This window comes from Clostridium gasigenes (assembly GCF_900104115.1).
Classification (GTDB): domain Bacteria; phylum Bacillota; class Clostridia; order Clostridiales; family Clostridiaceae; genus Clostridium; species Clostridium gasigenes.
This window is the reverse complement of the sequence record NZ_FNJM01000012.1, coordinates 54,292-67,160: the sequence shown is the minus strand read 5'-3', so window position 1 is coordinate 67,160 and position 12,869 is coordinate 54,292. Positions and strand designations below refer to the sequence as shown.

Annotated in this window: 9 protein-coding genes; 1 reads left to right on the top strand and 8 read right to left on the bottom strand. The window is 30.9% G+C overall.

The genetic code is table 11. The features are described 5' to 3' along the window. Positions 1-44 precede the first annotated feature (44 nt). The 5 genes from BLS77_RS15265 to BLS77_RS15245 form a co-directional block, all read right to left on the bottom strand. Positions 45-860, bottom strand: a complete 816-nt coding sequence (locus BLS77_RS15265; RefSeq protein ID WP_089971796.1) for a PHP domain-containing protein — start codon at positions 858-860, stop codon at positions 45-47. 190 nt (positions 861-1,050) lie between these two features. Next, on the bottom strand, positions 1,051-1,452 hold the full coding sequence (locus tag BLS77_RS15260) for a DUF1292 domain-containing protein (RefSeq protein WP_089971793.1): 402 nt from the start codon (positions 1,450-1,452) through the stop codon (positions 1,051-1,053). A gap of 234 nt (positions 1,453-1,686) precedes the next feature. Beyond that, positions 1,687-5,196 carry a pyruvate:ferredoxin (flavodoxin) oxidoreductase gene (gene nifJ, locus BLS77_RS15255; protein ID WP_089971791.1) on the bottom strand — a complete coding sequence of 1,170 codons (3,510 nt, stop codon included), beginning with the start codon at positions 5,194-5,196 and terminating at the stop codon, positions 1,687-1,689. A 42-nt stretch (positions 5,197-5,238) separates the two neighbouring features. Continuing rightward, entirely contained in the window at positions 5,239-5,664 is a 426-nt protein-coding gene (locus tag BLS77_RS15250) for a flavodoxin (protein WP_089971789.1), read from the bottom strand. A gap of 163 nt (positions 5,665-5,827) precedes the next feature. Beyond that, complete coding sequence (locus tag BLS77_RS15245; RefSeq protein ID WP_089971787.1) at positions 5,828-6,910, bottom strand: undecaprenyldiphospho-muramoylpentapeptide beta-N-acetylglucosaminyltransferase; 1,083 nt, start codon at positions 6,908-6,910, stop codon at positions 5,828-5,830. Positions 6,911-7,066: 156 nt separating this feature from the next. Here BLS77_RS15245 and BLS77_RS15240 point away from each other — a divergent pair, with 156 nt between their 5' ends. Then, complete coding sequence (locus BLS77_RS15240; RefSeq protein WP_089971785.1) at positions 7,067-7,246, top strand: alpha/beta-type small acid-soluble spore protein; 180 nt, start codon at positions 7,067-7,069, stop codon at positions 7,244-7,246. 179 nt (positions 7,247-7,425) lie between these two features. On the opposite strand, the gene recJ is transcribed toward BLS77_RS15240, so the two are convergent. The 3 genes from recJ to BLS77_RS15225 form a co-directional block, all read right to left on the bottom strand. Further along, positions 7,426-9,198: a single-stranded-DNA-specific exonuclease RecJ gene (gene recJ, locus BLS77_RS15235; RefSeq protein ID WP_089971782.1), complete on the bottom strand. Its 1,773-nt coding sequence runs from the start codon at positions 9,196-9,198 to the stop codon at positions 7,426-7,428. A gap of 91 nt (positions 9,199-9,289) precedes the next feature. Beyond that, positions 9,290-9,829: a DJ-1 family glyoxalase III gene (locus tag BLS77_RS15230; protein WP_089971780.1), complete on the bottom strand. Its 540-nt coding sequence runs from the start codon at positions 9,827-9,829 to the stop codon at positions 9,290-9,292. Positions 9,830-9,944: 115 nt separating this feature from the next. After that, positions 9,945-12,854: a DNA topoisomerase IV subunit A gene (locus BLS77_RS15225; protein WP_089971779.1), complete on the bottom strand. Its 2,910-nt coding sequence runs from the start codon at positions 12,852-12,854 to the stop codon at positions 9,945-9,947. Positions 12,855-12,869 lie beyond the last annotated feature (15 nt).

Here is a 12,869-nt window from a genome sequence, read left to right as displayed (position 1 = left end):
CGCTTTTTTAAATAATTAATCTTTGTACTAATCTATTTTGCGCCTTATTTTTTATTTATTTTATTTAATAACACTTCATTTATTCCATAGCTTCCAAGCCCAGTATCATGAAATGATTGTTTTCCATGATAATCACTTCCTCCTGTTATACAAAGTTTATACTTTGTAGCTAAATTATAAAAATAATTTGTTTGTTCTTTAGTATGACTTGGATGATATACCTCAATTCCTTTTAATCCATAACATTTTAAATCTTTTATTATCTTTTCCATTCCAAGACCTCTACACATTTGACCTGGATGAGCAAGGACTGGTATACCTCCTGATGTATTTATTAATTCCAAAGTTTCTTTATAATTTAATTTAAAGCCTTTTACATAAGCTGGTTTTCCTTTAACTAAATAAGATGTAAACGCAGCTTTATAACTATCAAAATATCCATTTTTAACCATAGCATTAGCAATATGACTTCTTCCAACTGTAGAATCTAAATCAATACCTAAATCCTCTAATTCTAAATGAATTCCATATTTTTTCAACTCAAACAACATCTTTTCTATTCTATTTAGCCTAGACTTATTCAATTTATTAACTACTTCTTTTAAACTTTCATTCCCTATATCTATATTATAACCAAGCATATGTATTTCTAATTCCTGAAATTCTGTACTTAATTCTATTCCAGGTATTATACTTACATCTTGCCATATACTATTTGCAACATACTGAGATGCTATTGAATCATGATCTGTTATGGATATAACTTTTACACCCTTTTCTCTTGCTAGGCAAATAATTTCCTCTGGTGTCATAGTTCCATCAGAATAACATGAATGAATATGTAAATCTGCATATTTCATTTCTTACACCCTTTTTCTCGTATTAGGGATTTTTCTAAATAACTAATCAGATTATGGTATATTTCCTCTTAAACCCCTTAAATATTAAAAAATAATTCTCTATTCTTATATCTTATAATAAAAATATATCACTATTAAAATAAATTGTAAATTAATAAGCAAAAAAAAGATGCCCTAAGGCATCTTTTTCTTATGATTCTTGTGATTCATCTGCTAATTCACTATAATAAGCTGACACTCTATCAAATTCAACTTCATCTGGAACTTCTAGTTCTCCTGATTCAGTTGATCTGAATAAGTAAACTGAATCTTCTTCTGGGTTTTGAGCTAAAATGTATTCATTTTCTTCAAATTCGAATGCATCTATTATTGGACATGATACAACAGTTCCGTCTTCATTTTCTAAATCTACTACGAAGTCTTCGTGATCTCCACATCCGCAGTCATCTCCACATTCACCTTCATGTTCTGCTTCATGATCGTGTCCACAACCACAGTTATCTCCACAACCTTTATGTTCTTCATGATCATGGCTACATCCACAACCTTCATTTCCTTCTGTACTACAACATTTGTTTAATTCTTTACTCATATTAAATTCCTCCTTTTATTAGACATTTAAAATATCTTATGTCGTCTTAATTAATTCTACCCTTAAATCAAATAAAATAAAAGCATTTTAAGGATTTTTTTCATAAAACTTAGTAAAATTAGCTTATTTTTTAATTTTCATACCTTTTTATTCCTCTTTTGTTATAATTACTAAGTTTTTATTTAAGGTATCTCCAAAAAAAATAAGGGCTAAGCCCTTATCTATTTTGAAACTCTACTTTTGATTAGCTAATTTCTTGTATCCTTCTAATCTTTCTAAAGCATCTCTTTCTGTCTTTTCAAATAAAGCATCTGCAGCTTCAGGGAATGCCTTTGCTAATGATGAGTATCTAACTTCTCCCATTAAGAATTCTCTGAAATCACTCTTTGGTTCTTTTGAATCTAAAGTAAATGGATTCTTAGTTCCTTGTAGTGATGGATTGAATCTGTAAAGACCCCAATATCCACATTCTACAGCTTTCTTAGATTCCTCTTGGCTATTAGCCATTCCAATCTTAATACCTTGGCTTATACATGGCGCATAAGCTATTATTAATGATGGTCCCTTATAAGCTTCTGCTTCTGCTATAGCTTTAAGAGTTTGGTTTTTATCTGCACCCATTGATATTTGTGCTACATATACATAACCGTAAGTCATTGCCATCATACCAAGATCTTTCTTCTTAGTACTCTTACCTGATGCAGCAAACTTAGCGATTGCAGCTGTAGGTGTAGATTTTGATGCTTGACCTCCAGTGTTTGAGTACATTTCTGTATCAAATACAAGGATATTTACATCTTCACCTGATGCTAATACATGATCAACTCCACCGTATCCGATGTCGTAAGCCCATCCATCTCCACCAAATATCCATTGTGATCTCTTAACTAAGTATTCTTTATCTCTTAATACTTCTTTAACTGATTCACATTTTAATGATTCTAAAACAGCTAATGTTTTATCAGCTCTATCTCTAGTGCCTTCGCCGTTTTCTATATTATCAATCCAATCTTTAAGGATTGCTTTAGCATCTTCTGAAATTTCTTCAGCAAGTACTGCTTCTAAGTTTGAAGCTATTCTTTCTCTTATAGCCTTAACCCCTAGATACATACCAATTCCGAATTCAGCATTATCTTCAAATAATGAGTTAGCCCAAGCTGGACCATGTCCATTATGATTCTTTGTATATGGTGTAGCTGGAGCAGATCCTCCCCAAATTGATGAGCATCCTGTTGCATTAGCTATCATCATTCTATCTCCGAATAATTGAGTAACTAATTTAGCGTAAGGTGTTTCTCCACAACCAGCGCAAGCTCCTGAGAACTCAAGTAATGGTTGTTCAAATTGACTACCCTTTACTGTTTCTTTCTTCATTGGATTTTTCTTAGGTGATATTTCATTAACTGAATATTCCCAAACTTTTATTTGTTCTTCTTGTGTATCTGCTGGTTTCATAATTAAAGCCTTTCCTGGTGCTGGACACACTTGAGCACAGTTTCCACAACCAGTACAATCTAAAGGAGTTATTCCTATGCTGTAGTAAGTAGTCTCTTCTGTCTTTAATGCCTTTGCAGCTACAATCTTCATTGCTTCTGGTGCATTTGCTTTTTCATCTTCATTTAATAAGAATGGTCTTATTACAGCATGAGGACAAACATAAGCACATTGATTACATTGGATACAATTATCTTGAACCCACTCAGGAACATTAACAGCTACGCCTCTTTTTTCATATGCAGCAGTACCTGCTTCAAACGTACCATCTTCCATTCCTATAAATGTTGAAACTGGTAAATCGAAACCTTCTTGTCTAGTCATAGGGTTAACTATGTTTTTAACGAAGGCTGGTATTGTGTCATCTTCAACAATTTTTTCTACAACTACATCTTTCCAATGAGCTGGAACATCTATCTTAATTATTGATTGAACTCCCTTGTCTATTGCAGCATAATTCATGTTAACAACTTTTTCACCTTTTTTACCATATGATTTAACAACGGCATCTTTTAAGTACTTAACAGCATCTTCAACTGGAATAATGTTAGCTATCTTAAAGAAAGCAGCTTGCATTATCATGTTGATTCTTCCACCAAGACCAATTTCTTGTGCTATTTTAACAGCATTTAAAGTGTAGAATTGTATATTGTTTTCTGCTATATATTTCTTCATTGAAGCTGGTAACTTTTCTTCTACTTCTTCTGGTGTCCATATAGTATTTAATAAGAAGTTACTTCCCTTCTTTAATCCATCTAGTACGTTATATTTATAAACGTATGCTTGATTATGACATGCAATAAAATCAGCCTTATCAATTAAGTAAGGTGACTTAATTGGTTTTTTACCAAATCTTAAATGAGATACTGTTATACCACCTGATTTCTTTGAATCATATGCAAAGTAACCTTGTGCAAACATATCTGTATGATCTCCGATGATTTTGATAGCGCTCTTATTAGCTCCAACAGTACCATCTGATCCAAGTCCCCAGAATTTACATGCTTTTGTACCACTAGGTGTTGCATCTATATCAACAACGTCTAATGAAGTATGTGTAACATCATCAACTATACCTATAGTGAATCCATTCTTAGGATTTTCCTTGCATAATTCAGCATATACACCAGCTATATGAGTTGGGTTTGGATCTTTTGATCCAAGTCCATATCTACCACCAATTATTACTGGAGCATTTTCTTTTCCATAATATGCACTTCTAATATCTAAGTATAAAGGTTCTCCAATTGATCCTGGTTCCTTTGTTCTATCTAAAACAGCAATTGACTTAACAGTTGCAGGTATAACTTTCAATAATTTCTCTATTGAGAATGGTCTGTAAAGTCTTACTTTTACAAGTCCAACTTTATTTCCATTAGCATTTAAATAATCGATTGTTTCTTCGATAACATCTGTTGATGATCCCATTGAAACTATTATTCTATCTGCATCTTTTGCTCCATAATAATCGAAACAATGATATTCTCTTCCAGTTAGTTTTGTTATTTCAGCCATATAGCTTTCAACAATATCAGGAATTTCATCATAGAATCTATTTACTGATTCTCTTGTTTGGAAATATATATCAGGATTTTGAGCTGTTCCTCTAGTCACTGGGCGATTAGGGTTCATTGCTCTACTTCTAAAATCTGTTAATGCATCTTGATCAACTAATGCTGCTAATTCATCATATTCAATAACTTCAATTTTTTGTATTTCATGTGAAGTTCTGAATCCATCAAAGAAGTTCATAAATGGTATCTTTGATTTTATTGTAGCTAAATGTGCAACAGCTGATAAGTCCATAACTTCTTGAACTGATCCTTCTGCAAGCATTGCAAAACCTGTTTGTCTTGCTGCCATAACATCTTGGTGATCTCCAAATATATTTAATGATGATGTAGCTAAAGCTCTAGCTGCAACATGAAAAACTGAAGGTAACATTTCGCCTGCTATTTTATACATATTTGGGATCATTAATAATAATCCTTGTGATGCAGTATAAGTTGTTGTTAATGCTCCAGCTTGCAATGAACCATGAACAGCGCCCGCAGCTCCTGCTTCTGATTGCATTTCCATAACCTTAACCGTTTGTCCAAATATGTTTTTCTTTCCTTGTGACATCCATTCATCCACATGTTCTGCCATCGGTGATGAAGGTGTAATTGGGAATATTGCTGCTACATCAGTAAATGCATACGAAATATGTGCCGCAGCTGTATTTCCATCCATTGTTTTCATTTTTCTCATTATATTTGACCTCTCTTCCATAAATTAAAATTTCTTCTAAATCTATTTAGTCAATTCCTCGCCAAGTTTTTTAGCTATTTCTAGTTCTTTATCACTTGGTGATTCTTTAACGGCTAAGTTTGCAATTACATTAAATTTGTAGTCTTCCATTCTAACTACCCAATCTTTCATAAATTGTCCTTCGTCCCATCCATATGAACCAAATAAAACAAGTTTTTTATTATTGTTAGGAAGCAATTTAAATTCTTTTATAAATGGCTCCATTTCATGTTGTTCTATCTTATTATTGTCCATAGAAGGACTTCCAAATGCTACCGCATCTGCCATAGTTACATCTTCAATAGTTGCATCTTGTACATGTTTAACAGTAACATCCGCACCATATTTTTCTGCACTTTCTGCTATTGCATTAGCAAGTACTTCTACATTGCCACCATTGCTCCAATAAATAATTGATACTTTTTTCATATTACAGCACTCCATCCTTTAACCATAAATATGGTCTGTTTTTTGGATATTTATTACCTATTTTTACTTGACTATTTTATTATATACCACTATTTTGTTTTTGCAAGTCTATGAAATCTTATATTAGGCTAATATCCCTTAATCTTCTATAAATTAGGGTATTTTACTTGTTTAACTCTATACACTGTACAATTACTTTAATTATCTCATCAACACCGTTCTTTAACTTACTATTTTGCATATTTTCTATTAAAATATCCTTCTTTTCTTTAAGTTCCGCCAATTTTATCATTAATAAATCAGATTCCATCATAACATCTTCATCTAATACTAATGAAAATCCTTCCTTTTCAAAAGAATTTGCATTTAATATTTGATCTCCCCTACTTATTTTCCTTGAAAGAGGAATTAATAAGGTTGGTTTTCTAAGAACTAAAAGTTCGAAAATTACATTTGCGCCAGCTCTTGAAATTATAAAATCAGCTGCTTGCAGCAAATGTGGCAAATCTTCTTTTACATATTCAAATTGTCTATATCCGTTTATTTTTTCACATTCTTTATCTAAGTTTCCTCTGCCGCAAATATGAATAACATTAAATTCTTTTAGAATTTCTTTTATATTCCTTCTTACCTCATCATTAATACTTTTTGCACCTAAACTTCCTCCAATTACAAGAAGTATATCTTTATTATCTTTAAACCCACATATTTGTTTTCCTTTTATCTTGCTTCCTTCAAGTATTTCTCGTCTTATAGGAGTTCCTGTTAGAACACCTTTACCATCTTTTATATAATTCAAACTTTCTCTAAAAGTTACACATAACTTTCTGCAAAAAGGTGCTGATAATTTATTAGCAAGTCCAGGAGTTAAATCTGATTCATGTGAAACTACAGGTATTTTTTTCATAGATGCTGCAATAACAACTGGCACTGCAACAAATCCACCTTTTGAAAATATTATATCAGGCTTTTCTTTTGATAATATCTTACTTGCTTGAAAAACACCTTTCATTACTTTAAATGGATCAGAAAAATTTTTTATATCAAAATATCTTCTAAGCTTACCTGAGGATATTTCATAATAAGGTATTTTTGCATCTTTAATAATCTCCTTTTCTATTCCAAGGACGCTTCCAATATACTTAACTTCAAAACCATTTTCTTTTAATTTTGGCGCTAATGCAAGATTTGGTGTAACATGACCTGCAGTTCCTCCGCCAGTCATAATAATTTTATATTTACTCATATGAATCACTCCTTAAATCTATCTTTAATTTTATAATATCTATTTTAAATAAAACTTCCATTTTTAATATTATTGCCACTTTTTCCTTCAATTACTTGTTATATTTTTTCAAAAGTTACGCAAGCTATAATCATCATCAATAAGGAGGTGACAATAATGGCAAAAACTTTAGTACCAGAAGCTAAGAACGGTCTATCAAAATTCAAAACTGAAGTAGCTAATGAAATGGGTGTACCATTTACTGACTACAACGGAAACCTTTCATCAAAACAATGCGGAAGCGTTGGTGGAGAAATGGTTAAGAAAATGGTAGAGAGCTATGAAAAAGGAATCTAATAGTATCCTTTCGAACTGTTAACCCTTTATTTCACAATATTGCATTAAAGTTAGAATTGCAATACTAAAGAATTAGAGTATCTTATTTTTAGATACTCTAATTTTGTTTTCTTAGACACCTGAAAAAAATAATAGACTAGAAAATTGATCTATTATTATTTTTGAAAGAGCCTTAAACATTATGATATTCTTAAATTCTTTATCATCAGTTGAACAGTTCTTCTACCATTAAATTCATTTACATTCGGATAATATATCAAGTCTATTTTCCCTCTAATACAATTACTATCACAAGCTTTTAAAAATACTTCTTCTCCATACTTATCAATATACACTTCTTTAAAATATTCAAGTTTATCAAAAGATAATCCATCAATGGCTGAGTTTTTTCCTGGAATTTTGCATCTTAATTTTAGATAGTTTTTTTCTTTTCCAATTAACCATATTTTATCTATTTCTACATCTTTTACTGCAAATAATGGACTAGGATTACCTTTCCCAAAAGGCCTTAACCCTTCAATTACTTTAATTAAATCTTCGTCTAAGTATTGAAGTGGCAATGGTAAATCTATTTTAACTACAGGCTTAACATCTTCCTCTGTTAATGTACATATATTATTTAATTTTTCTCTAAGTTTTGGAATATTTTCTTCTAGTAATGATAATCCTGCTGCCATTGGATGTCCTCCAAATTTACTCATAAGATCCTTGCACTTAGATAATTCTTCAAATATATTATAACATTCTATGGATCTTGCGGAACCCTTTGGCATTTCTTTTCCTTTTGTTAATACTATACAAGGAAGATTATATCTCTCTTTCATTCTTCCTGCTACAATTCCTGCAATACTTTCATGTATTTCTTCATCATAAACAACTATAACCTTATTATGATGGAAATTTTCTTTTTCTATTTTTTCTACTATTCTTTCTGCGCTCTCTTTTGTTAGATCTTGCCTTCTAGCGTTTAAATCATAAAGTTTTTTAGCCAAATCTTTTGCTTTTTTTTCATCTTCTGTAATTAATAAATCTACTGAAAGATTAGCTGTTTCTAATCTCCCTGTTGCATTAATACAAGGGCCTATTACAAATCCTAAATGATATTCATTGACTTCCTTGTCCTGTAACCCAGTTACGTTTCTAAGTTCAATTAATCCTTTATTATTAGTTTTATTTATCATTTTAAGACCATTTTTAACTATTATTCTATTTTCATCTAAAAGATCTACCACATCACATACAGTTGAAATAGCTGCATATTCAATAAGTTCTTTGTATTCATTTTCCTCAATTCCCATTTTTTTATAAAGACATTGTGAGAATTTTAACGCTACTCCTGCTCCACAAAGATGTTTAAATGGATAGGTACAATCATTTCTTTTAGGGTTTATTACAGCATCTGCTTTAGGCATTATAGATACAAATTCCCCATCTACTTCTTTTAATGGAATATCATGATGGTCAGTTAGCACAACTTCCATTCCTAGTTCTTTAGCAAGCTTAACCTCTTCAAAGGCTGAAATTCCATTATCGCAAGTTAATATAACATCATAGCCTTCATCTTTAAGCTTTTGAATTCTTCCACTATGCATACCATATCCTTCTTCTTCTCTATGTGGAATATGATAAGAAAAATTAGCTCCAACTTTTTTTAGTGCTTTATATAAAATAACAGTACTTATAACTCCATCACAATCATAATCACCATAAATAACTATTTTTTTATTATTAATCACAGCTTCCCTTATTATATCCACACCTTTATCCATATCTTTTAATAAAAAACCATCATAAAGATTATTTATGTCTGGACTTAAAAACTTTTTAGCCCCTTCTACTGTACTTATCCCTCTATTAGCTAATATTCTTAAGGCTAAAGGATTTTCTTTAACATTTTTAGAGAGCTTTTCAAATTCTTCTTTTTTATTAATTACAACCCATTTTTCCCTCATTTATAGACCCCCTACTTGCTTAATTTTTTGCAAAAAATAAATGTGTGCCTATTCAGCTACACACTTTATTTTTACTCTTTGGGTATATTTTTTAAAACAACATTCCTGCCTTAACTTGTTCTAGCTTCTCTGGTTTAAATTTATTCAATATTTCAAAAGCAAAGGGTATTGCCGCTGCCGGTCCTCTACCAGTTATTATATTCTCAAAACTTACAACTAATTCCTCTTTATAATTGCAGTTTCCTAGTTCTTTTTCAAATCCAGGATAACAGGTCATATCTTTTCCTTCAGTTATACCAGCTTCCCCTAAGGCTATTGGACCTGCACATATTCCGCAAATTAATTTTCCTTTATTATTGAAATCTTTTATTAATTCTATAACTCTACTATTTTCTTTTAAATTCTTTGCCCCAGGCATTCCTCCAGGTAAGACTATACAATCATAATCTTTTATTTCATTATCATTTATATTTTTATCAGCTTTAACAATTATTTTATGAGATGAGCATACTTCTAATCCCTCTAATGCAAAAGTGTCACAAGAAATCTCTGCTCTTCTTAAAATATCAACAACCGTTAATGCCTCTATTGTTTCAAACCCATCTGCTAATAAAACTGCTACCTTTTCCATACTAATCGCTCCTTTTCATGCCCCTAAGGGAGCTTCAAAAAAATAACAAGCCAATATGCTAGTCTATTTTGTGCCATAGGTTGCACCTTGACTGGTTATTTTTTTAATGCTTAAGTTAAAATATTACTTCTTTAATTTCATCTTCAAGGACTACTACCATTATGCTACTGCCTCTACCTGCTCTATTTTGAAGTTTTATTTCTTCTATATCTAGTTCTTTCTTTTCTTTATTCTTAGATACAAGAGTTATTTTATTTTCAATAGTTACTGAAATTTCTGAATCATTTTGTTTATTTGGTATAACTATAGCTTTACCAAATAAAACTGAATCATCTTCTTTTAAACTTATTCCTGTTACCCCTGTAGCTAATTTACCCATGGCGTTTACATTTTCTGATGAAAATTTAATTGCCATTCCTCTTTTAGTTACCATTACAAGTTCTGCTTCCTTAGAATTACAAATTTCTATAGATACTACTTCATCACCTTCATACTTAAATTTGTATGAAATTTGATATGAATAACTTCCATCAAACTCTTTTAAATAAGTTTTCTTTATCATTCCCTTTTTTGTAAATAAATAAACTATTTTATCATCTTCAAATCTCTTAATTGAACATAATTGTATTACAAATTCACCTTTAGCTATATCATCAATAATAGTTTTTAAGGGAATTTCTTCTTTATCTACACTTTGAAGTAAGAATGCTGGAACCTTATATACTCTTCCAAGGTTTGTAAACATAAGTACTTCACTTTTAGAATCTGTATTCACTTTAAGTTTATCTTGCTTCCTAGCTCTTTGAAATCCTTTAATATTCCCCTTAGCTGTTACACCAATTGTAAACTCTGCAAATTCCATTTTATCTGAATACTCTACACTAAGAACTTCATCCTTAGCTGAAATATTAAATAATTGTAATCCTAATATATTTCTTGGTTCTTCTTCAATTTCTGGTAACTCTAAACTGAATTTTAATCCTCTTTTAGTTTCAACTCTTAAGAATTCTGATTTATTATTTTCTTCCAATAAAGTTATATCCATAACTTCATCGCCATCTTTTAATTTTAAAGCTTGTAGCTTTGTATAAGTTGTTTGGAATTTGTCTAAGCTACTCTTTTTAATATAACCTTGAGTTGTAATAAATTGAAGCATCTTATTTGGCATCATTGATGATACCGACATTACTGAAACTATAACTTCTTTATCTAAGTTTAAAGTCTTAATTAATCTATCAACTTTTTCGCCTTTTTCCTTCCACTTAAGTTCCGGTATATTAATCCCCTTAGTCTGATACATATTCCCCTTATTTGTAAATATCAGCAATGTATCTCTTGTATTCGATTTAACAAGGAATTTAAGACTATCACCTTCTCTATAATCAATATCTTCTGGATTTGCATTTGATCTATTATAGGTTTTAAGAGGAATACTCTTAATAAATCCATCTTTTGAAAGAGTAACCATTATATCTTCTACTATTATTAATTCTTCTATATCAATTTTAGCTTCACTATCATCTTCTATAATAGCCGTTCTTCTTGGGTCTTTAAATTTTTCTGTTATTTCTATTAACTCAGTTTTAATAACCTTCAAAAGTTCACTTGGATTTTTCAATATATTTTTAAGCTTCTTAATTAACTTTTCTAATTCATTATATTCTTTTTGGAATACTTTTATTTCAAGACCTGTTAATCTATAAAGCATTAATTCTAAAATTGCATCAGATTGAATTTCAGTAAAATCAAATCTAGCTCTTATATTTTCGCCTGCATCCTTTTTAGATTTTGAAGCTCTAATTATTTTAATAAGCTCATCTAAAACATCAATTGCTTTTATAAACCCTTCTACAATATGGAATCTTTTTTCCGATATTGCTAATTCTCTTATAGTCCTTCTTGTAACTATATCCTTTTGATGGTTAACATAATGCTCAATTATAGTCTTAAGCCCCATTGTTTGAGGTTTCCCATCTGCAAGTGCTACCATATTAAAGCTTATGTTACATTGAAGGTCAGTTTTCTTAAATAAATATTTAAGAACTTTATCAGCCATATCTTCATCTACAGCTTTTCTAAACTCAATAACAGAACGAATCCCATTTCTATCCGATTCATCTCTAATATCAACAATAGATTCTAATGCTTTTGCATGTCTTTTATCGCCTGTCATTTCTGATATTAGCTGAAGCATCTTCGCCTTATTTCTTCTATACGGAAACTCCGTTATTACTATTCCAACTCTTCCATTTTCCAATTTTTCTATAGAACACTTAGATCTTAAACTTACTTTACCTTCACCTGTTTCATAAGCCGCAATCAAAGAATTTCTACCTATAAGTATTCCACCAGTTGGTAGATCTGGTCCTTTGATATGATTCATTAACTCTCTAGTTGTTATTTCTGGATTATCTATATAAGCAAGTACTCCATCTGTAACTTCACCTAAATTATGTGGTGGTATGTTAGTTGCAAGTCCAACTGCAATACCAAATGTTCCATTTACAAGTAAATTAGGATATCTACTTGGTAATACCTTAGGTTCTAGTTCACTCTCTGAATAGTTAAGAACCATATCTACTGTGTCTTTATCTATATCTCTTAGCATTTCCATAGCAATTGGTGCAAGTCTTGCTTCTGTATAACGCATTGCAGCCGCTCCATCACCATCACTTGAACCCCAGTTTCCTTGTCCATCAATAAGTGGTGCTCTTGTTGAAAAGTTTTGAGCCATAATTACCATAGCATCATAAACAGAAGTATCACCATGTGGATGATACTTTCCTAAAATATCCCCAACTATTCTAGCTGATTTATAATAAGGTCTATCTGGATATGCTTTTAATTGATAGGCTCCATATAATATTCTCCTATGTACTGGTTTTAAACCATCTCTTACATCTGGAAGAGCTCTTTCTTTAGCTACTTCAATAGCATAAGGAAGATAATTATCAGGCATTGCCTCATCAATTGGCACTCTTATAATATTATTATCTCTTGGTATCTCATTAACTTTTTTCGCCATAACACTTCTCCATCC

What these genes read in the sequence shown, in the direction of transcription:
- BLS77_RS15265 (WP_089971796.1), bottom strand. Translation starts at nt 860, where the DNA reads ATGAAATATGCAGATTTACATATTCATTCATGTTATTCTGATGGAACT.
- BLS77_RS15260 (WP_089971793.1), bottom strand. Translation starts at nt 1,452, where the DNA reads ATGAGTAAAGAATTAAACAAATGTTGTAGTACAGAAGGAAATGAAGGT.
- nifJ (WP_089971791.1), bottom strand. Translation starts at nt 5,196, where the DNA reads ATGAGAAAAATGAAAACAATGGATGGAAATACAGCTGCGGCACATATT.
- BLS77_RS15250 (WP_089971789.1), bottom strand. Translation starts at nt 5,664, where the DNA reads ATGAAAAAAGTATCAATTATTTATTGGAGCAATGGTGGCAATGTAGAA.
- BLS77_RS15245 (WP_089971787.1), bottom strand. Translation starts at nt 6,910, where the DNA reads ATGAGTAAATATAAAATTATTATGACTGGCGGAGGAACTGCAGGTCAT.
- BLS77_RS15240 (WP_089971785.1), top strand. Translation starts at nt 7,067, where the DNA reads ATGGCAAAAACTTTAGTACCAGAAGCTAAGAACGGTCTATCAAAATTC.
- recJ (WP_089971782.1), bottom strand. Translation starts at nt 9,198, where the DNA reads ATGAGGGAAAAATGGGTTGTAATTAATAAAAAAGAAGAATTTGAAAAG.
- BLS77_RS15230 (WP_089971780.1), bottom strand. Translation starts at nt 9,829, where the DNA reads ATGGAAAAGGTAGCAGTTTTATTAGCAGATGGGTTTGAAACAATAGAG.
- BLS77_RS15225 (WP_089971779.1), bottom strand. Translation starts at nt 12,854, where the DNA reads ATGGCGAAAAAAGTTAATGAGATACCAAGAGATAATAATATTATAAGA.